Source organism: Caballeronia ptereochthonis (assembly GCF_001545075.1).
In the GTDB taxonomy this organism is placed as follows: domain Bacteria; phylum Pseudomonadota; class Gammaproteobacteria; order Burkholderiales; family Burkholderiaceae; genus Caballeronia; species Caballeronia ptereochthonis.
The window spans coordinates 70,211-90,870 of record NZ_FCOB02000004.1 but is presented as its reverse complement, the minus strand read 5'-3'; the positions used below and the strand labels follow the sequence as shown (position 1 = coordinate 90,870).

General features: G+C 64.7%; 16 protein-coding genes and 2 pseudogenes. 12 read left to right on the top strand and 6 right to left on the bottom strand.

Annotated features, from left to right (window positions below; genetic code table 11):
* Positions 1 to 464: 464 nt before the first annotated feature.
* Positions 465 to 1,559 carry a glycosyl hydrolase gene (locus tag AWB83_RS05455; protein ID WP_087043233.1) on the bottom strand — a complete coding sequence of 365 codons (1,095 nt, stop codon included), beginning with the start codon at positions 1,557 to 1,559 and terminating at the stop codon, positions 465 to 467.
* A gap of 658 nt (positions 1,560 to 2,217) precedes the next feature.
* Between AWB83_RS05455 and AWB83_RS36720 the strand changes: the two genes are divergently transcribed.
* Positions 2,218 to 2,406, top strand: coding sequence for a hypothetical protein (locus AWB83_RS36720; RefSeq protein WP_087043232.1), 189 nt, complete (start codon positions 2,218 to 2,220; stop codon positions 2,404 to 2,406).
* 234 nt (positions 2,407 to 2,640) lie between these two features.
* Here AWB83_RS36720 and AWB83_RS05445 read toward each other — a convergent pair whose 3' ends face one another.
* Positions 2,641 to 3,768 carry a porin gene (locus tag AWB83_RS05445; protein WP_087043231.1) on the bottom strand — a complete coding sequence of 376 codons (1,128 nt, stop codon included), beginning with the start codon at positions 3,766 to 3,768 and terminating at the stop codon, positions 2,641 to 2,643.
* Positions 3,769 to 4,202: 434 nt separating this feature from the next.
* Between AWB83_RS05445 and AWB83_RS05440 the strand changes: the two genes are divergently transcribed.
* The 9 genes from AWB83_RS05440 (at position 4,203) to AWB83_RS05400 (ending at position 14,918) form a co-directional block, all read left to right on the top strand.
* Positions 4,203 to 5,231, top strand: coding sequence for an ABC transporter substrate-binding protein (locus AWB83_RS05440; protein WP_087043230.1), 1,029 nt, complete (start codon positions 4,203 to 4,205; stop codon positions 5,229 to 5,231).
* A gap of 3 nt (positions 5,232 to 5,234) precedes the next feature.
* Positions 5,235 to 6,068: an ABC transporter ATP-binding protein gene (locus AWB83_RS05435; RefSeq protein ID WP_087043229.1), complete on the top strand. Its 834-nt coding sequence runs from the start codon at positions 5,235 to 5,237 to the stop codon at positions 6,066 to 6,068.
* Positions 6,068 to 6,907, top strand: coding sequence for an ABC transporter permease (locus tag AWB83_RS05430; RefSeq protein ID WP_087043228.1), 840 nt, complete (start codon positions 6,068 to 6,070; stop codon positions 6,905 to 6,907). The genes AWB83_RS05435 and AWB83_RS05430 overlap by 1 nt, the downstream gene beginning before the upstream one ends.
* 38 nt (positions 6,908 to 6,945) lie before the next feature.
* Positions 6,946 to 8,331 carry an FAD-dependent oxidoreductase gene (locus tag AWB83_RS05425; protein ID WP_087043227.1) on the top strand — a complete coding sequence of 462 codons (1,386 nt, stop codon included), beginning with the start codon at positions 6,946 to 6,948 and terminating at the stop codon, positions 8,329 to 8,331.
* A 17-nt stretch (positions 8,332 to 8,348) separates the two neighbouring features.
* A complete protein-coding gene (locus AWB83_RS05420; RefSeq protein ID WP_087043422.1) occupies positions 8,349 to 9,509 on the top strand; it encodes a CaiB/BaiF CoA transferase family protein in 1,161 nt (386 codons plus the stop codon).
* Positions 9,506 to 10,279: an enoyl-CoA hydratase-related protein gene (locus AWB83_RS05415; RefSeq protein ID WP_087043226.1), complete on the top strand. Its 774-nt coding sequence runs from the start codon at positions 9,506 to 9,508 to the stop codon at positions 10,277 to 10,279. The genes AWB83_RS05420 and AWB83_RS05415 overlap by 4 nt, the downstream gene beginning before the upstream one ends.
* The gene (fdxA, locus tag AWB83_RS05410) at positions 10,279 to 10,614 is read left to right on the top strand and encodes a ferredoxin (protein WP_087043421.1); all 336 of its coding nucleotides are present in this window, start codon (positions 10,279 to 10,281) and stop codon (positions 10,612 to 10,614) included. The genes AWB83_RS05415 and fdxA overlap by 1 nt, the downstream gene beginning before the upstream one ends.
* A 9-nt stretch (positions 10,615 to 10,623) precedes the next feature.
* The gene (locus AWB83_RS05405) at positions 10,624 to 11,538 is read left to right on the top strand and encodes a LysR family transcriptional regulator (RefSeq protein WP_087043225.1); all 915 of its coding nucleotides are present in this window, start codon (positions 10,624 to 10,626) and stop codon (positions 11,536 to 11,538) included.
* Positions 11,539 to 11,618: 80 nt separating this feature from the next.
* Positions 11,619 to 14,918, top strand: coding sequence for an adenylate/guanylate cyclase domain-containing protein (locus AWB83_RS05400; RefSeq protein WP_087043224.1), 3,300 nt, complete (start codon positions 11,619 to 11,621; stop codon positions 14,916 to 14,918).
* Positions 14,919 to 15,089: 171 nt separating this feature from the next.
* On the opposite strand, the gene AWB83_RS05395 is transcribed toward AWB83_RS05400, so the two are convergent.
* Together AWB83_RS05395 and AWB83_RS05390 are read right to left on the bottom strand one after the other, a co-directional pair.
* Positions 15,090 to 15,842, bottom strand: a complete 753-nt coding sequence (locus tag AWB83_RS05395) for an anti-sigma factor (protein WP_087043223.1) — start codon at positions 15,840 to 15,842, stop codon at positions 15,090 to 15,092.
* Positions 15,839 to 16,444: a sigma-70 family RNA polymerase sigma factor gene (locus AWB83_RS05390; RefSeq protein ID WP_087043222.1), complete on the bottom strand. Its 606-nt coding sequence runs from the start codon at positions 16,442 to 16,444 to the stop codon at positions 15,839 to 15,841. The genes AWB83_RS05395 and AWB83_RS05390 overlap by 4 nt, the downstream gene beginning before the upstream one ends.
* A gap of 206 nt (positions 16,445 to 16,650) precedes the next feature.
* Here AWB83_RS05390 and AWB83_RS37090 point away from each other — a divergent pair.
* A pseudogene (locus AWB83_RS37090) lies at positions 16,651 to 16,845 on the top strand (hypothetical protein); the annotation flags it as partial.
* On the opposite strand, the gene AWB83_RS05380 reads toward AWB83_RS37090, so the two are convergent.
* Together AWB83_RS05380 and AWB83_RS05375 are read right to left on the bottom strand one after the other, a co-directional pair.
* On the bottom strand, positions 16,811 to 17,365 hold the full coding sequence (locus AWB83_RS05380; protein ID WP_087043420.1) for a fasciclin domain-containing protein: 555 nt from the start codon (positions 17,363 to 17,365) through the stop codon (positions 16,811 to 16,813). The pseudogene AWB83_RS37090 and the gene AWB83_RS05380 overlap by 35 nt on opposite strands.
* A gap of 160 nt (positions 17,366 to 17,525) precedes the next feature.
* Positions 17,526 to 18,656: pseudogene (locus AWB83_RS05375) on the bottom strand (Fic family protein).
* A 362-nt stretch (positions 18,657 to 19,018) separates the two neighbouring features.
* On the opposite strand from AWB83_RS05375, the gene AWB83_RS05370 reads away from it, so the two are divergent.
* Positions 19,019 to 20,644, top strand: a complete 1,626-nt coding sequence (locus AWB83_RS05370) for a methyl-accepting chemotaxis protein (protein WP_087043220.1) — start codon at positions 19,019 to 19,021, stop codon at positions 20,642 to 20,644.
* The last annotated feature ends 16 nt before the right edge of the window (positions 20,645 to 20,660 follow it).

The following is a 20,660-nucleotide window of genomic DNA, read 5'->3' as shown; positions in this document are numbered from 1 at the left end:
CCGCAGAAGGAGGTTGCGATGAGATTCGCCGAAATGTTCAAGCGCCCAAAGCGAGACGCCACCGTCGCTCACGCCACAGAGGCGCAACACGAGGACCATGCAAAGTCGGCACAGAAGCAGGCGAGAAAGCTGTGGGACGTAATCGGCCGCAATCGCCATAAGAGCGCGAAGTGGCAGTAGCGACAACACGACTCATGTCTGGAATGAGGCAGGCCCAGGAAGCGAAAGCCCTGGGCCTTTTTGCAGGAAGAGACGCGCGTAGACGGTGACCATCGGGCGAAGTGCCTGACAATCACAACCTGTGACGCAGGTCAACGCGCACCGCTTGCGCCCTCACGTCGTGAGACAAGCCGTGCTGCGCGCGGGCCCAGAACGCCGCGAGCGACCACAATGGGTCGCTCGCGGAGACAGGCCTCTGACGGCAAGAAGGGGTAACTCAGCGGGGTCACGAGACCCCGCGCAAATTACATCGGATGGCTGGCAACGAAGTTCTTGTACGCCCAATACGCATCCTTCGGCGTCTGGCCGTCCGACTTCATCAGGCCGAAGGCGCCTTCGTTGTCGTCATAGAGTTCGAACGCCTGGATCGACTGAATGTTGTACTTCGACGCGACGCTCTGGAATTGGGCCATCATCTGGTTGCCCGCCATGTAGGACGCGATTTGCTGATCGGTACCGTAGTTCGGACGCACGCCGAATTCATTGATCCATACCGGCTTGCCGAACGAATGGAGCACCGACAGCATGTCGTAGCAACCCGTGCCGCCGCATGCATGCGTCATGTCGCCCTGGTTCGAATACCAGTGCCACGCGGTGATGTCCCAGTTCACGGTGGGATGGCCGTGCGTGCCGTCGGGCTGAGAGCCGTCCATAAGCATCTGGAAGAACGAGTAGTGCAGCCAGGTGCCGTTCACGATGATCTTCGCCGAGCTGTCCACCGACTTCACGCCGGCGATCAGGCCGCGAATCACGCCACGCGCGATCACGAAGGGCTGGTTATTGTAGTGCGTCCAGTTCGTACCGTCGACGTTGCCTTTGAGCGCCTGCGCCTCGAGTTCGTTGGCGACTTCGTAGTACTTGTACTTGTAGGTTCCCGCGACCTGTTGACCAAGCGTATAGCCCGCGTTATAGGCGTTCTGCTCGGTGCTGTAGCCGGTGCCCAGCATGATCACGGGATACACGGTCACGCCGCTGGCCGCCATCGTCTGCGCGATCTTGGCAACGACCTTCGCCGACGCCAGGTTGTACACGTCGTTACGGTAGATACTCGCGCCGAGGTCTTTCAGTTGCGCAAGCTGCGTCGCTACGGCCGTGCTGTCGTACGCGCCACCGTTCGTGTTGCGGCCGTTCATGCCGTAGAAGATGGACGTGCTGGTCGCAGCCTTCGCCGTCGACTCCGGCACGGCGTCCTTGGCGGTCGCGGCGTCCACCGCGCTGTCGCCGCCGCCGCCGCACGCGGCGAGCAACACGCTCGTGAGAACCGTTGCCGCGATTGCCGTGGCTTTACGGGCGGAAAATTCCTTGAAGAGGCGAAGGGAGGTTTGTTTTCGATTCGTCATAACAATTAGCAATACTAATTTATTAGCGTAATGCTCGTGAGCTCCAGCGCGCTGTCGGAACTTTTCGGCGATGCGCGATCCCCCGACCGGGCGTTGGATCACGGTAGTCCGTGTTGCCGTCGGGATGACATTGATTAGTCATCCAAACGATGCCTTAAAGGCAAGCTTGAGTGCTCAACGCCAAGGCGCTGAAGGGCAATCGGAGCAGCACGGATTCACTGATAAGGTCCAGCGCGCAGCGCGCACCACGGCAAGCGCTCTGGATGGCGGAGTCGAGCAAACGAACGCGTTCGCCCGCGTTGGCCTTACGAAATGACAGCGATGCCAATTCGAAGGCGGGCGTTGTCGGAAATAGGTAACGTTTGCGCGGCTGTGGTCAAAATTCCCGAGATTTCAGGATCTCTTCCTCAGCATCGGCAACCGTTGCCGGAAACCGGGTCAACGGCAGCAAGATTATCGTCTTATGAGATGAATGTAAATCCCTGTCACAGTAAAAAAACCTTTCGTTGCATAACTCGCGAAGAAAAATTTACTCTATTAGGGCCAGTTTGAATGGTGATCATCGGCGGCCAAACTCGGTCGTCTTCGATGACAACGAGGGTGTCAGCCGAGACCTCAGGCACAGTCGATTCGCTCACGAAAGGCGGAAAACAGATCGATGACGGTCCGCGCTCTTCACGAGGCGGACGAAGTCGACTTCGCCGTGACGGCTCGCGAGATCCGCAATGCCGACCGGCATTCAGCCGATCACCACGACGTGCAGGTGCCGCAGGATGCGGACAAGACCGTGCATATGAGGGGCTTCGTGGAATGGCCCGTGTCTAACGGCGAGTGGGCATTGCGGTAGCGAATCGACGATCGATTTGTCTGCGTATGATGTTCGTCGATCTTCGCTCGAGACGCGCTTGCGGATTTTCGAAACTACGCTGAACAAGCGACGCCGGAGATGATCGAAACGCCGCGCGGCATCCGGCGACGAATCGAATCAGGAGATGAGCGCGCCGCTCGCAGCCGTCGAGCGACATGATGGCGCCGCGGCGTCCGACGCATCGGTCGCGCACATTTGCCGAGTATCGGAGCGCTACCACCGATGCCTCAAACCCACGACCGCAGACACTTGTGTCTTCGTCGTCGAGGGAGACAACGTGTAGATCTGCGCATACGGCGCATCCTTCGTTGCCCGCTGATAGATGCCCACGAGGAACAGATCCGTTCCCTTGCTCAGAAAGTAGTTGAGTCCCGCGTTCACTTGATGCCATGCGGGCGCCGCATCCTGCGGATGGTATTGACCCGTCGTATAGATGTACGCCGCGCCCAGCAACAGGTCGGGCAATACATAGTCCGTCAGTGAGACTTCGAAGTTTTGCAGCGTCAGTCTCGATTCGTCGAGATAGTCGAACCGCGCGTTCGTGTAAAGGAAGGATGCGCTTACGGTTCCGATCGCATAAGCGCCGCCCGCGCCATACATCATCTGCCTGCGCACGCCCGCGCCCGTCGCAGGATTGGTGACGAACGGCGAAGTGAAGCCGTAGTCGCCCACCACCGCGCCGTTCGTGTTGTTCGGATCGTTCGGCTCATTGACGAGAAGAAACGCGGCGCCCAGCGACAACGGTCCTCTGCGATATTGCACCGCCGCGCTGTACGCGTTGTTGTCGGAGAACCCGCCCGCGCGATTCGAAAAACCATACAGCGCTTCCGCCTGAAAGCCGCCATAGTCGACGGTCTTGTACTGGACCGCGTTATTGATGCGGAAGGTATCGAACACGTTGTCGCTGTCGCCGATATGCGCGCCATATGCCGCGAACTGGCACGCCGACTCGAACATGCAGAGCGTGACCGCCTCGTCGTACTGACGCCCGAAGGTCACCGTGCCGAACGTGTTCGAAGAAAGTCCGACGAACGCTTGCCGCCCGAATTCCCGTCCGCCTTGCGACAAGGTACCGTTGCCGATGTTGTAGCCGTTCTCCAGCGTGAAGATCGCCTTCACGCCGCCGCCGAGATCTTCGGTGCCCTTCAGGCCCCAGCGCGGCGTCTGCATGGGTCCGCTAGAAAACTGCCAGGTCGAATGGCCTTGCTTGTCCGCACCCTTCTGATTGTTCGCGTACACGATCCCTGTCGAAATCAATCCATACAGCGTCACGCTGCTCTGCGCATGAGCAGCCTGAACGCACAGCGCACTTGCAGCGAGAACCAACAAACGTCGTTTCATGGCTTTCCTGGTTTTTGAATTTGAACGGAAGCGTTGCGTGAATAGATAAGGATGACGAATCGATATATGTGCTTCGACGCGGATCGACTTCGTCCCGTATGACCGAAGAAGTCATGGCGACACTGCGAATCGCTTCGGTTGCGACAGATTCTTGCGGAACAAAAAACGCACGGGATAGCACCGAATTTGGCCACCAGCGAGCGAATTTTTAGCGCGCGTTCCAGCAGCGGCCGCGCGCAATGCGGACGCTTTCTGTGAACGGACCACGCTCCGGGTAAATGCCGGGCGCTCTAATTTCGGCATCGCTCATCGCCAAAAATGATGCTATGCGGGGACACTTTTGGCTGCTGACAATGGGATCAACCGGCATCACCCATCACCCGAAACACACGAGTTTGAAAGGGATTCCCATGCAGGAGAGATCGGAGATAAAGATGGCATTGATCGAAAACGCAGGACGGCGGCGCGCGCTGCGGACCCTCGCCGCAGGGGCGATGGCCGCGAGCGGCGGGTTGCTGTCGGTGCGCGCGTTCGCGGGCGGCCTGGCGACCGTCAACATGCAGCTCGGCTGGGTGCCGGGCGGCAATCAGGTCGGCGAGGTAATGGCGAAGCGGCTCGGCTACTACGAGCAGGAAGGCATCGACTTTCGCATCCAGCCGGGGGGCCCGAACATCGACGGCGTCGCGATCGTCGCATCGGGACGCTTCCAGACGGGCGAGATCTCATCGAGCCCGTCCATCATGCTGGCCGTGTCGGAAGGGCTGCCCGTCAAGTGCATCGCAGTCGGCCTCCAGCAGCATCCCTATACCTTCTTCTCGTTGAAGAAGGCGCCGATCCACTCCCCGCAGGACATGATCGGCAAGCGCATCGGCATTCAATCGACCGGCATGGTCCTGCTCAAGGCCCTGCTCGCGAAGCACAAGATTGCCGAAAGCCAGGTGAAGATCGTGCCCGTCGGCGCCGACATGATGCCGCTCGTGGCCGGCCAGGTCGATGCGGTGACGGGCTGGCAAACCAACACGACGGCCTTGAAGCCGCTCGGCGCGGATCGCGTGGACCTGCGCCTGTGGGACACCGGCGTGCGTCTCTACGCGCTGCCGTACTACACGACCACCGCGACGCTCAAGGATCATCCCGAGACGGTGGCGGCCTTCCTGCGGGCGACCGCGCGCGGCTGGGTCCATGCCAACGCGCATCGTGACGAAGCCGTCGATCTGCTCGTGAAGGAGTATCCGAACCTGAACCGGGCGGACGAGCGCGTCGCGATCGATTCGCTCATGAGCTACGCGTTCAACCAGACGACGCAGACCCAGGGATGGGGCGCGATGGACGCGAGCGTCTGGGAAGAGCAGATCGCGATGTACGGCCAGCTCGGCCAGTTCCGCGCGGGGCAGCCGAAAGTCGACGACGTCATGACGATGGACGTCCTCAAAGCCACCCATTCCTCTCGCCTGAAGGTGTAACCCATGTCTGCCGTCACCATGAATCCGCCGCGCGCGGAGCGGTCGAGCTCGCACGTCGGCTTGCCGCCAGGCATCGATTGCGCGATCAGTTGCCGCGACATCAACGTGCGCTTCTTCACCGACCGCCGCAGCGTCACCGCGATCGAGGGCTTGAGCCTCGATGTCGCCGCGGGCGAATTCCTCACGCTGCTCGGGCCGTCGGGCTGCGGCAAGTCCACCTTCTTGCGCGTGGTCGCCGATCTCGTGAAGCCCTCGCGCGGGAGCATCAGCGTGCTCGGCTCGATTCCGCAGGCCGCGCGCGAGCGGCGCGATATCGGTTTCGTGTTCCAGGACGCGGCGCTCCTGCCTTGGCGCACCGCCATTCAGAACGTCGAGTTGCCGCTCGAAGTGGCGCAGGGCAGGGCGCGCGCCGGGCGGGCGAGTCCGCGCGAGCTGCTGGAGCTCGTCGGCCTGAAGGGTCGCGAGGACGCGTATCCGCACGAAATGTCGGGCGGCATGCGTCAGCGCGTCGCGATTGCGCGGGCACTCGTTTCCGATCCGAAGGTGCTGCTGATGGACGAGCCCTTCGGCGCGCTCGACGAGATCACGCGGGACCGTCTCAATGAAGAGCTGCGCCGCGTATGGAAGGAGCTCGGCCTCACGACGCTCTTCGTCACGCACAGCATCTACGAAGCCGCGTTCCTCGGCCAGCGCGTGCTCATGCTCGCCGCCAACCCGGGGCGCGTGAAGGAGATCGTGCCGGTGAACCTGCCCGAAGACCGCACGCTGGATATTCGCGAGACGCGTGAATTCGTCGAACTCGCCGCGCGTCTGCGGCGCGTACTGGAGACTTGCTGATGGCTACATCGGAAATGAAACTGAGCGTGCCGGCCACCGTGCCGGACGAGGAATCGCAAGCGTGGCTCGCGCGTCGCCGCCAGCAGCTCTGGCGCGCGCGCATCTTGCCGGCGCTCGGCGTCGTGGGTCTCATCGCGGCTTGGTGGGCGGTGGTGGCCGGTTTTCACGTGAAGCCGTTCATCGCGCCGTCGCCGGTGCTCGTGTTCGAGACGCTCTTCGCGAAGAGCGACGTGCTGCTGCAGAACCTCGTGCCGACCGCGCTCGAAGCGTCGCTCGGCTTTCTGCTCGGCAATTTCGCGGCGATCGTGCTCGCGACGGTGTTCGTGCACAACAAGACGCTGCAGGACATCTTCTATCCCGTCGCGGTGATGATCAACTCGATTCCGGTGGTCGCGAAGGCGCCGATTCTCGTGCTCATCATGGGCAACGGGCTCGAGCCGAAGATCACGATCGCGGCGATCGTCTGCTTCTTCCCGACGCTCGTGAACATGGTGCGCGGTCTCGAAGCGGTCAACCCGCAAGCGATGGAACTGATGCAGGTGCTCTCCGCGAGCAAGCGCGAGATCTTCTTCAAGCTGAGGCTCTACGCGTCGTTGCCGTACCTCTTTTCCGCGCTGCGCATCGCGGCGTCGATGTCGGTGATCGGCGCGGTGGTGGGTGAGTGGATCGGCGCGACCGAAGGCATCGGCGCAATGATCATCCAGGCCACGTATGCCTTCGACTCGGCGCTGCTCTACACGGCGATCATCATGAGCGCCGTTCTCTCGGGCTTCTTTTTCCTCGTGATCACGGTGCTCGAGCGCTGGCTCGTCAAATGGCAGCCGGAAGGCGCCCGCTGAAGCGCACGCGATACGAACTCTCATAGACAGGAGACGAAATGAACATGATCAGCGACTGGATTCAGGAGCCCGCGCGCGACGTGCGCGTGGCGGCACAGGCGAACGTCGTCGTGGTCGGCGGCGGCCCGGCGGGGCTTTCGGCGGCGATCGGCGCGGCGCGCAACGGCGCTCGGGTGATCCTGCTCGAACGCTACAACCATCTCGGCGGCCTCGCATCGGGCGGCATGGTGCTCGTGCTCGACGACATGTGGGACAACCATCTGCAGGAGATTTCGGTGCGCGGCACCTGCATGACCTTCATCGAGCGGATGGCGGCGCGCAAGCTCGCCACGTTCCCGCGTTCCCACGAGTGGGGCGAGGACCCGGCCTCGTATCGACAGTGGGGACGCTGGGGCACGTTCGATTTCCATAGCCAGAAGAACCCGCACCCGGTCTGCTTCGCCGCGGCGTTCGACCCCGACGCGATGAAGCGCGTCGCGCTCGACATGGTCGAGTCGCTCGGCATCGAGTTGCGGCTGCATTCGTGGTTCTCGCGCACGCTCGTCGAGGACGGCCAAGTGAAGGGCGTGATCTGCGAGACCAAGAGCGGGCGTGAAGCGATCCTTGCCGATGTCGTGATCGACGCGACCGGCGACCTCGATGTCGCGGCGTCGGCGGGCGTGCCGCATGTCGGCGGCAGCTACATCACGACCACCGTGTTTCGCCTGGGCGGCGTCGACACGGAAGCCGCCGAGCGCTTCGAAGCGGAAGAGCCGGAAGCGTTCGCGGCGCTCGATCGCCAGATCAAGCGGATTCTCGGCGGCTCCTGGGGCTACTGGTGGCTCAAGACGCCGCTGCCGGGCGTCGTGTGGTGCAACTGCCCGCACATGGCCGGCCTCGATGGCCTCAAGCCCGAGGACCTGACGCGCGCCGAGATGCAGGGGCGCAAGCACATTCATGCGGTCGTCGAGTTCGCGCGCGAGAAGCTGCCGGGCTTCGAGCAATGCTACGTGATCGATGTCGCGCCGCAGACCGGCGTGCGCCAGACGCGCCTCCTGCAAGGCGAATACGTGATGACGAAGGAAGACCTCGCGCAACGCACGCGCTTCGCCGACAGCATCGCGCGCGGTCGCGACTACTACATGCCGTACCGTGTGCTGCTGCCGAAGGAGATCGACAACCTGCTCGTCGCGGGGCGCCACTACTCGGCCACATCGCAGGCGCAGAAGATGTCGCGCGAGATTCCGCCTTGCATGGCGATGGGCGAAGCCGCGGGCGTGGCGGCGGCTCTCGCGCTGAGCACGGGCGTGACGGTGCGCGACGTCGACATCATCGCGCTGCAAAGGACACTGCGTGCGCAGGGCGCGGACCCGGGCGACCAGACCGGCCGAAACGCGGATATCCCGCCGCTCGCCGTGCATATCGATGCGAGGGAAGCGGCATGAGCAATACGGAAAACACCATGAAGAAACCTGATCTCCCCTTGTCCGGCGTGCGCGTGATCGATCTCACGCAGGTCATGATGGGCCCCGTCTGCACGCAGATGCTGGCCGACTACGGCGCGGACGTCGTGAAGATCGAGCGGCACGGCGCAGGCGATCTGAGCCGCTCGACTTTCGAGCCGGTGGCGGGCGCGGACAACCCGATCTTTTGCAGCCTGAACCGCAACAAGCGCAGCGTCGCGCTCGATCTGCGCGACGCCTCGCAGATGGACGCGCTGAAGGCCCTGATCGCGGACGCCGACGTGGTTGTGAGCAATTTCCGGGCAGGCGTGATGGATCGCCTCGGCATCGGTTACGAGGCCTGCCGCGCGCTGAATCCGCGCATCGTCTATGCGCTCGGCACGGGCTTCGGCGAGACCGGCCCCTATGCGCACAAGGGCGGACAGGACGTGCTCGCCCAGGCGATGAGCGGCGTGATGGCGCGCCGCGCCGATGACTCGCTGCCCATTTCCGTCTACCCGACCGCGCTCGCGGATTACTCGGCGGGCATGCATCTCGTGCAGGGCATCCTGCTCGCGCTCCTGCAACGCGAGAGGACCGGCGAAGGGCAGAAGGTCAACGTCTCGCTCTACAACTCGATGCTCGCGATGCAGATGCAGGAAGCCGCGATGATCATGATGGCCGATTCGGAGGTGAACTGGGCCGCCATGCCGCTTTCGGGCGTGTTCGACACGACGACCGGCCCGCTCGTGCTGGTCGGCGCGTTCAAGCCGAATCCGTTGCGCGACATCTGCGCCGCCTTGCAGATCGACGATCTGTCGGCCGATGCGCGCTATTGCAACCTGAACCAGCAGTTCGCCCACAAGGAGGAATTGCAGCGCACCTTCCGCGAGCGCTTTGCGGGCAACAGCCGCGAGTTCTGGCTCGCGCGCCTCGAGGAGCAGGACCTCCTGTGCGCGCCCGTGCGCGATCTGCGCGAGGCGCTCGTCGATCCTCAAACGCTGCATAACCGGCTCGTGCTCGAAGGCGCCGGGGAAGGGCAGCCCGTGCGCCTGATCGGCAGTCCGATCGAGCTTTCGAGCGCGCCCGTCACGCTGCGCCGCGCGCCGCCGCGCCTCGGCCAGCATACGGCGGAAATTCTCGAGCAACTGCGCGGCGTCGCGACAACGGAGGCCGTATGAGCGTGCGCCTCGTCATCGACCGGCATGTCGCCACCGTCACGCTCGCGCGACCCGAGGCGCTCAATGCCGTCGATCTCGCGACCGAAGCCGAATTGCAGCGCATCTGGACCGAGCTGGAGCAGAACCGCGATGTGCGCGTCGTGGTGTTGACAGGCGAAGGCGAGCGCGCGTTCTGCGTCGGCGCGGACCTCAAGAATCCCGCGATGAGCGGGCTGGAATACTGGGCCGCGCCGCGCCCGGGCGGCTTCGGCGGAATTGCGCTGCGCGAGACCCTGAACGTGCCGGTGATCGCCCGGGTGAACGGCTATGCGCTCGGCGGCGGCTTCGAAATGGTGCTCGGCTGCGATCTCGTGATCGCGTGCGAAGAGGCGGCCTTCGGCCTGCCCGAGGCGCTCGTCGGACGCATGCCGCTCGACGGCGGCATGACGTTGCTGCAACGGCAGATTCCCTATCGCCAGGCGATGGCGATGCTCATGACGGGACGCCGCGTTGGCGCGCGCGAGGCGCTGGAGATGGGGCTCGTCAACGAGGTCGTGCCGCGCGCCGAACTGGACGCCGCCGTCGAACGATGGGTGGAAGCGGTGCTCGCCTGCGCGCCGCTCTCGGTGCAGGCGATCAAGCAGGTGGTGAAACGCACGTCCACGCTCTCGGCGAGCGAGGCGCAGGCGCTCAGGCTGCCCGCGCTGGTGAGCGCGCTGCAATCCGAGGACGCCCACGAGGGCGTGCGCGCGTTCCAGGAAAAGCGCAAGCCGCAATGGAGGGGACGCTGATGGCCTACGTGATCGCTTCGCCCTGCATCGACGTGAAGGACGGCGCCTGCGTGCAGTGCTGCCCGGTGGATTGCATCTACGAAGGCGAGCGCACGCTCTATATCCATCCGGAGGAGTGCATCAACTGCGGCGTTTGCGTGTCGGTGTGCCCGACGGAAGCGATCTTTCACGAAGAGGAATTGCCGCCCGCCGAGGCGGCATTCGCGGCGGCGAACCGCGCCTTTTTCGAGGCGGGCGTGAGCGCGCTCGGTTCGCCGGGTGGCGCTTCGGACGTCGGCAAGGTAGCCTTCGATCATCCGCTGGTCGTTTCGTGGCCGGTGCGGGTGATGGACTGAGGCCAAGCGATGCATGCAAACGTTTTGAGGTATTTCGTCGAGGTCGCGCGGTGCGGGTCGATCCGCAAGGCCGCGCAAAACCTCTATGTCGCTTCGAGCGCGGTGAACCGGCAAATCCTCAAGCTCGAATCGGAAATGGGAACCGAGCTCTTCGACCGGCTGCCCAACGGCATCCGCCTGAACGCGGCCGGCGAACGCGTGCTGCAGCATATTCGCGGAACGCTGAACGACTTCCACCTGATGCGCAGCGAGCTCGACGAGCTGAAGGGCGAGCGCAAGGGGCACGTATCGGTGGTGGCGATGGATTCGCTGTTCGTCGATTTCCTGCCGGCGACGGTCGAGGAATTCTCGGACGCGTATCCCGCCGTCACCTATTCGATCGCGGCCGTGCCGCCGCACGATGTGCCGCCGCGCGTGCTGAGCGGCGAATACGATGTCGGCATCACGTACATCACGAAGCTGCCCGCCGGGCTCGATGTCGTGACCGAAGTGCCGCTGCCGCCGGGCGTCGTGATGGCTTCGTCGCATCCGCTCGCGAAGAAGGAGCGCATCACGTTCGACGAGTGCCGGAATCATGCCTTCCTGCGCCTCGAAGGACGCTCGCCGATTCAGGGCGTCGTGAGCACCGACTTTCCGGAGTATTGGGAATCCCTGCAGCCGAGCGTGACATGCAATTCCACCACGCTGCTCAAGCGCCTCATTGCGTCGGGGCGCGGGATTTCGTTCTTCTCCAAGCTCGCGTTTCTGGATGAGCTTTCACGCGGCGACGTGATGTGGCGCCCGATCGACGACGAGAACGTCAACGAGCTGACCGTCGGGATCATCATCCCCAATCAGCGCGCGTTGCCGAACGTGACGGGAGAGTTCGTCGAGCGGATGGTGCGCAGGCTCAAGCACGTCGAGCTGACGTTGAGAGAGTTTTGAGCGCCGCGCGCGCGTTTTCGGCGGGCCAGGATGCTCCGCGAGAACTAGAATCGATGTAACCGTGGCGTCCGGCGAAGACGATGGATATCCCACAATGGCTGAGCGGGCTGGGACTCGAGCAATATGCACGAGCGTTCGCCGACAACGACATCGACGCGGCGATGCTGCCCGAATTGACGGACGCGGATTTGAAGGAGCTCGGCGTCCGCTCGCTGGGGCATCGAAAGCGGCTGCTGGCCGCGATCGCCGAGCGGACCGCCGGGCCCGCGAATCCCGCGGCTTCCGCTGCAAGCCCGCCAGCCGACGAGCGCAGGCAGGTCACGATTCTCTTTGCCGATCTCTGCGGTTCCACGGCGCTCTCGCAAACACTCGATCCCGAAGCACTGCGCGAACTGATCAGCCGGTTTACGGCGCTCGTCGACGGCATCGTGCTTGCATACGGCGGCACGATCGACAAGCACATCGGCGATGCGGTCATGGCGCTTTTCGGCGCGCCGCGCGCGCATGAAACCGATCCGCTGCGCGCCGCCCGCGCCGCGCTCGATATCCACGCGGCGCTCGCCGATCTCGACGCTCGGTCGAAGGCACATCGCGCGCGGCCGTTGCAGGCGCATATCGGCATCGCTTGCGGCGAGGTGCTGGCGGGTGCGGTCGGCCGCGCCGGCGTGCAGGACTACACGGTACACGGCGATTCGGTGAATCTCGCCGCGCGATTGGTCGCGGCGGCAAGCGCCGGCGAAACGCTGTTGTCGGATGGCGTGCGGCGCGCCCTCGCCGACAGCACGATATGCGAGCCGATGGGCGAACTGCGCTTCAAGGGAATCGAAGCGCCCACGCGCGTTTGGCGTCTGCAAAGCGCGGTGCAGGAACCCGTGCGCGCGAACCGGGGCCATTTCGTCGGACGCCAGGCGGAGCTCGAGCAATTCCGGGTCATCGCTCGCGTATGCGCCGAGCAGCGCGCCGGGCACGTCGTCCATGTGCGCGGCCCGGCGGGCATCGGCAAGACGCGCCTCGTCGAAGAGATGCGTGCGATCGCGCAGACGCGGGGCTTTGCGGTCCATCGCGGTCTCGTGCTCGATTTTGGCGTCGGCAAAGGGCAGGACCCGGTGCGCGCGATCCTCGACAGCCTGCTCGGGCTTCCGGCCTCGACGGAGGTCGACGAAACGCGGGCGGCCGCCGATCGTCTGGTAGCGTCGGGGGTCGTCGCCGCCGAACAGCGCATGTTCCTGCACGATTTGCTCGATCTGCCGCAGGCGGGCGAATGGCGCTCCCTCTATGACGCGATGGATTACGCCGCGCGCAAGCACGGCAAGCAGGCGGTCGTCGCCGCGCTGACTTCGGACGCGTGCCGCCATGCTCCGGTCATGATCGTCATCGAGGACCTGCATTGGGCCGACGCGCAATTGCTCGGCTATCTCGCGGCCTTCGCGGCCGGCATCGCGGGCGGCGCGGGCCTGCTCGTGATGACCTCGCGCGTCGAAGGCGATCCGCTCGATGCCGCCTGGCGCGCCCGTCTGCGCGACAGGCCGCTCGCGACGATCGATCTCGGACCGCTGCGCCGCGATGAATCGCTGACGCTCGCGGGCCATTTCATCGACGCGACGCAGCGCGTCGCGCTCGCGTGCATCGAGCGCGCGGCCGGCAATCCGCTCTTTCTCGAACAGTTGCTGCACAACGCCGAGGAAGGCAGCGGCGAGATGATTCCGCCGTCGATCCAGAGCCTCGTGCTCGCGCGCATGGACCGGCTCGCGCCGCGCGACCGGGCGGCGTTCCGCGCGGCGTCGGTGATCGGGCAGCGCTTCGACGTCGCGCTGCTGCGGCAATTGATCGACGAGCCGGACTATGACTGCGGCGGGCTGATCGCCAATGCGCTGGTCGTGCCGGATGGCGACAATTTTCTCTTCGCCCATGCGCTGATTCAGGAAAGCGCCTACTCGACGCTGCTGCGCGGGCCGCGGCGGGAATTGCACCGCCGTGCGGCCGACTGGTTCGCGCTCAGCGATCCCGTGCTGCGCGCGCAGCATCTGGATCGCGCGGAAGACGAGCGCGCGCCACAAGCCTTTCTCGATGCGGCCGTCGCGGAGCGCGCGGGCCATTTCACGGAATCGGCGCTGCATCTCGTCGAGCGGGGACTCGAGATTGCGCGCACGCCGCGCGATCGCCACGCGCTCATGTGCTTCAAGGGCGAACTGCAGCGCGATCTGAGCGGCATCGAAGCATCGATTGCGACATACCGCGCGGCGATGGCCGCCGCGCCCGACAACGCGAGCCTCTGCGAAGCGCAACTCGGGCTTGCGGAAGGCCTGCGTGTGAATGAAGGTCTTGCCGAGGCGCTCGCGCTGCTCGACGCCGCCGAGCAGACGGCGCAACGCGAGGATCGGGCAAGCGAACTCGCGCGCCTTCATCACCTGCGCGGCAATATCCTCTTTCCGCTTGGCCGTATCGACGATTGCCGGATCGAGCACGAGCGCGGGCTCGCGTATGCGAAGCGGCTGGGCCTGCCCGAAGCCGAGGCGCGCGCGCTGGGTGGCCTGGCCGACGCCGCCTATGCGCAAGGGCGCATGCGCACGGCCTTCGAGCATTTCAGCCGCGCGGTCGCGCTCGCACGCGAGCATGGCCTGGGCCGCATCGAAGTGGCCAATCGCTCGATGATCGGTTTCAGCCGCATGTACCTCAACGAAGCGCGCGAGGCGCGGGCGGATGCCGTCGGCGCCTCGCGCGAGGCGGCGCTCGTTGGCCAGCCGCGCGCGCAGCTGCTATGCGAGACGCTTGGCGTGTATGCGTGCTACGAACTGGGCGACGCGCCCGCGACGCAGGCCTATCTCGACCAGGAGATGCCGCTCATCCGGCAGCTGGGCGCGCGCCGCTTCGAGGCGCAGAACATGGAGATGCAGGGGCGCCTGCTGTTCGATGCCGGCCAGGCGAAGGAGGCGGTGCGCGTGCTGAGCGAGTCGCTGGCGCTATGCCGTGAAGTCGGCATGCAGTTCAGCGCGCCGAAGACGCTCGGCGCGCTCAGCCGCGTCGTGGACGACGACCAGGAGCGTGCCCGTCTGCTGGCCGAGGGCGTCGACCTGCTGCGGCGTGGCGCGGTCGGGCACAACCATCTCTGGTTTTACCGCGACGCCATCGACGCGATGCTGACGGCCGGCGATGCGGCAAGCGCGCTCCATTACGTCGAGGCGCTGGAGGAATACACGCGATGCGAACCGCTGCCCTGGTCGCAACTTTTCGCGGCGCGCGGGCGTGCGCTCGCCGCATGCCTTTCGGGACATGCGGACAAGGCTGTCGGGCAGGAGCTCCAGCGCGTGCGCGACGCGTTGATGCAGGCGGGATTGACTCGGCATCTGACCGCAATCGATGCGGCGATCGCACGCTTGTGATCGATTCGATGCGGCGACGCGCCGTCAATGGCCGGCCGAAGATTTCCGGGCGCGGGTACTGCTCAGTATTGAGGTATTCGCGAGCGGCGGTGAGAGAGAGCCGACGCAACGCGCGGGCTGCCGTCGCATCCCTGACGGTGGACGACCGGCGCCGCGCAGGGAATGCAGCCTTCAGGTCGCGTGCATTTCGCCGATTGCGAGCACGGGTCCGGTCGGGGCACCCGTCGGCGATCCTCCCGGCGGCTCCTCCGACACTGCGAGTACGGCCTGCGCGCCCATCTGCGCCACGATCTCGCGCGGCAGCGTCATCGTGGCGGGTTGATCGGACGGGAAGACGCCGAGCGCGATCGGCTTCTCGTTCGGCGGGATGAGCCACAGTTCCGTCGCGCGATTCGCGGCCATTGTCACGCGCGCGGCAGGCACGACGACCATGCGCGCCCGCCGCACATCGACGGTCGCGGTCCATTGCGCGACGCCGTCCTTGCGTGCGATCGTCGCGACCATGTATTCGTTCGGGACGGCCGCGGTGGTCGGTGCTTGCGGTACCTGTGGTGCTTGCGGCGCCTGCCGCATCCACATGACGTTCAGGCCGAGCAGCACGAGCGCGGCGGCGCTTGCGCCCATCGTGAGCCAGCGCCAGAAGCTCAGGCTGTCCCGCCAGCGCCTGCGCGCGGTCTCGCCCGGCCGCGGGGCGATGAAACCGAGGTCCCCCCGGATGCGCGTCCAGACTCGCCCGGGCGGCTCGATCGCGCCGATATCTTCCGCGAGCGGCGCGAGCCGTTGTTCCCAGACCTCGAGCGTGCGCCGCAGCTCGGGGTCGCGCGACACGGCCGCTTCGAGTTCCGCGCGCTCATGCGCATCCAGCACGCCGAGCGCGTACTCGGCGCAGCGCAGATCGTCATCCTTCGCGGCGGGCGTGTTCATTGTTCGAGGCACGTCTTCAGTTGCATCAGGCTGCGGCGAATCCAGCTCTTCATCGTGCCGAGCGGCACGGACAGTCGCTGCGCCAGTTCGCTATATGTCGCGCCGGTGAAGAACGCCTCGCGGACCGCGCGTCCCTGCTGCGGTTCCAGCCGCTCCAGACAGTGTTCGAGCCGCCGCCGTTCCTCGCTCGATTCGGCCGCCGCGGCGGGCGTGGGAGACTCGTCGGCGATGTAGGAGGCGTCGTCCTCGCCGAGCAGTTCCTCGCGATGCTGCCGCATGCGGTCGATCGTGCGATTGCGCCCGAGCGTGATGAGCCAGGTGATGGCGCCACCGCGCGCCGGATCGAACGTGTCCGCGCGGCGCCACGCCGTGGCGAAGACCTCTTGCAGAATGTCCTCGGCTTCCGCGCGGTCGTGGACCATGCGCACGATTACACCGAACACCCTGGCCGACGTCTCCCGGTAGAGTTCCGCGAACGCCTGCTGGTCGCCTTTCGCGACGTTCACGAGCATCCGGTTTACGCGTTCCCGGCGCAGCCAGTCGGCGTCGCTGGAAGTATTCGCGTCGAAATTCCCGGCGCCGCCTGAGGTCGTGTCGGTCATGGGCAGAGTGAGCCGGACTGCGCTTCTGGCTGGGTATGTCGCGCAATATATCATCGCGCCGTTTTGCTCGTTCCCCGTCGTCATGATGATGCCGTCCTCGCGAGCCTCGTCGCTTCAAACGACGATACGGAAGGCAAGGTCTCAGGGATGCATCACGGTGCGCGAACGCCATGGATTTCGAGCGCTGACCTGCCCGAATGCAGCCGAAGCTGATTCACCGGCGTGCACCGTGGAAAACGCGTGAAACCGTCGAACTGGCCACTCTGGAACGAGTGGCCAGATTCAACCATCATCGGTTGATGGGCTGGGCGGTTCAAGGCTGTCGTGTGAACGGCCGGGAGGGCAGCGCGTCTCGCGAGCGCCCTGTCACTTGGGCATCAGTACCTTATCGACGACCATGATGACGCCGTTGCTCTGCATCACGTCATACGTCGAAATGCTGGCCGTATGTCCCGACTCATCGGCAACCGTGATGTTATGCGGACCATTCTCCGAGAACGTCAACATCTCCCCGTTCACGGATTTTAGTTGTGCCTTTCCTCCGCCTTCCTTGATAGCCGTGTCGAGCCTGCGGAAATCGTAGCGTCCGGGAATGACGTGATACGTCAGGATGCTGGCGAGCGCCGCCTTGTTTTCAGGTTTCGTGAGTGTTTCGACCGTGCCGGGAGGCAATGCCGCAAACGCGCCATTGGTGGGCGCCAGGACAGTAAATGGGCCCTTGCTCTTCAGCGTATCGACAAGGCCCGCTGCCTTGACTGCGGCCACGAGTGTCGTATGGTCCGCGGAATTGACCGCGTTCTCCACAATATCTCTGCTCGGATACATCGCCTGTCCGCCTACCGTCACGGTTTCGCCCGCGGCAACCATGCCGGATGTGGCCATCGCAAGTGCAGCCATCGTAAGAAGCATTTTGCGGTTCATGCTGATCTCCAGAACGTGCAGCACACGATTGCGCCGCTGTGACCATATACGAGGAGGCGCAGCTTCCGGATGCAAACGGAAAAACGCAAAGCATGGCGTCGCGGACGCATGATCGCGGGAATGACCGCCCTGAACTGTCAGGCGGGGCAGCCGGCAGGCATCACGCAACCTTGCCTGGAGCGCGCAATTCGTAAGACGTGCTGCGGCCGCCCGGCCGGTGATCGTTGCAGTATCCCGAGCGCGACAAGTTCATTGATGTCACGCAATGCGGTGTCAGGCGAGCACTTTGCAATCGACGCCCATTTGCTGCTCGTCAGTTTGCCGTCGAACCCGTCTAGCAGACGATTGAGCAGTGTCGTCTGCCGCTCGTTCAGTGCGGTGCCAGCCCACCGCTGCCAGAAGCGCGTCTTCACAAATAGCGCGTCGAGTGTGCGATGCGCATGTTCGACCGCACGCAATACTGCGGCGAGGAACCATATCAGCCACTGGGTCACGTCGAGCGTGCCTTTCTGGGTGTGTTCGAGTATGGCGTAGTACTCTTTCCGTTCACGCTGGATCTGTGCCGACACGCTGTAAAAGCGCTGCGGGCTGTGATCAGCGCGGGCCAGCAGCAAATCGCCCACGGCGCGCGCGATGCGGCCGTTGCCGTCATCGAAGGGATGCAGCGTGACGAACCATAGATGCGCGAGGCCGGATTTCAGGAGCAGAGGCTCACCTGAATCGTCGTTGGCCCACCCGAGGAATCGAGTCATCTCTTCGTCGAGACTCTGCGCTGGAGGTGCCTCGAAATGAACGTTCTGTCTACCGATCGGCCCCGAAACGACCTGCAGGGGACCGTGCGAGTCATCGCGCCAAGCGGCAACGCTGATCCGCGACGTGCCGCTGAAGCCGGCCGGAAACAGCGCCGCGTGCCAGCCGAACATTCGCTCCCTGGTGAGCGAGCTGGTGCATTGGAGCGTCGCGTCGAGGACCATGTCCACTACACCCTCAACGTTTCCGTCCGCCGGCGCGAGTGCGCCAATGTCGACGCCGAGTCGACGGGCAATGGCTGAACGCACTGATGCCGCATCCATGCGCTCGCCTTCGATTTCGCTGGTCTTGACGACGTCTTCCGTGAGCGCCGCCAGACTTGCCTGATTGCGCAGCGCCATGCTCGCGTCGGCCAGACGACCAAGCAGCAGACCTTGCGCACGCGACACGTCCGCAAGCGGTCCCGCCAGACGAGTCATGTCAAGCGCCATGCGGGCCAGTCCGGTGCCTCCCAGATGGATGTCCAATCGCCGCGGTTCATGCGGAGATTATCGGCTGTATTCCGCACGGGCAATATATTCGCCGCGAAATGTGCGGTGAAACTCCGCTCACGAAGCGGACCGGATCGACGTAAATCGCGGCGACCATCATCTGCGACGGCGACCGACGCCAGTGCCCGGGCGAGGCCCGCCGCTTCGCGCTCATGGCCGGAAAGGCGGCGAAATGATTCATCTCGACACACCGGCCTCAAGGGCGGCCGCAATCCGCCGATAACACGATCTGGCGGCGCGGCTTTCACGCGCTGAAATTCATCCTGCGATTGAGACGCCTCGAGATCGAGGCGGGCTCGCGATTGCGCGCGCGGCGCGGCAGCCGTCTTTATCCACTGATAGGGCTCATCGAGTGAAGCAACTGTCCATTCGGCATCGCATTCTGGCCAGCTTCGGCATCATCCTGTCCCTGATGCTCGTCATGGCGGCCCTGTCGTACACGCTGCTCGGCGGAATCGACCGCGAAGCGAAGAGCCTCGAAGACGATTCGATGATCGGCTTCGCGCTCTCCAGCGATCTGCGCGCGGCGTGGTTCGAGAACTACACGATCACGCAGCGGCTCGTCTTCGTCGACAGCGACGCTGAGCAGATTCGCCGCGACACGCAGCGCCTGACCGATACGCGCGCCACACTCGACAAGCTGATGGACACCTACGTGCCCACCATCCTGGAAGACGAAGACCGCCGCCTCTTCAACGATTTCAAGCGCCAGCGCGAGCTCTACGTGCCGATTCAGGAGCAGGCGCTGCGCGAGCTGGCGACCTCGAAGGACGCGGCCGCCGCAACCTTCAACGCGCGCCTGACGCCGGTCTGGGAAGCGGGGCAGACGGCGGCGCGCGCGCTCGTCGATCACAACGCGACGTTCAACGCGAAGTCGGTCGAGAGCATTCGCGGCTCGGTGCAGAAGTCGGAGGCGACGCTCATCGTCATCATGCTCGCCGCGATCGCGGCGGCCGCCGTGCTCGGCTTCCTGCTGATGAAGGCGCTGACCGTGCCGATGCTGCGTCTCGTCGATGTCGTCGACAAGATGCGCACCGGCGATCTCACGCAGCGGCTCGCGCTCGCGCGCCGCGACGAATTCGGCACGCTGGAAGCGGGCTTCAACCGCATGACGGACGAGCTCACAGGCCTCGTCAGTCAGGCCCAGAAATCCGCGGTGCAGGTGACGACATCGGTTTCGGAAATCGCCGCGACCGCGCGCGAGCAGCAGGCGACCGCGAGCGAGACGGCCGCGACGACGACGGAAATCGGCGCGACGTCGCGCGAAATCTTCGCGACCGCGCGCGATCTCGTGCGCACGATGAACGAAGTGTCGGGCGTGGCGGAGCAGTCGGCGACGCTCGCGGGCACGGGCCAGGCGGGCCTCACGCGCATGGAGGAAACCATGCGCCTCGTGATGGAAGCGGCGGGCTCGGTGAACGGCAAGCTCGCGATCCTCAACGAGCGGGCGGGCAACATCAATCAGGTCGTCGCGACCATCACGAAGGTGGCGGATCAAACCAACCTGCTCTCGCTGAACGCGGCGATCGAGGCGGAAAAGGCCGGCGAGTACGGGCGCGGCTTCGCGGTCGTGGCCACCGAGATCCGCCGTCTCGCGGATCAGACGGCCGTCGCCACCTTCGACATCGAGCAGATGGTGAAGGAGATTCAGTCCGCTGTCGCCGCAGGCGTGATGGGCATGGACAAGTTCTCCGAGGAAGTGCGCCGCGGCATGCTCGACGTGCAGCAGGTGGGCGGACAGCTTTCGCAGATCATCCATCAGGTGCAGACGCTCGCGCCGCGCTTCTCGATGATCAACGAAGGCATGCAGACGCAGGCCACCGGTGCGGATCAGATCTCGCAAGCGCTCTCGCAACTGTCGGAAGCCGCGCAGCAGACGGCGGAATCGCTGCGCCAGTCGACGCAGGCGATCGACGATCTCACGCACGTCGCCAACGGTCTGCGCACGGGCGTGTCGCGCTTCAAGGTGGCGGCTTAAGGCTCGAGGCGCGCCG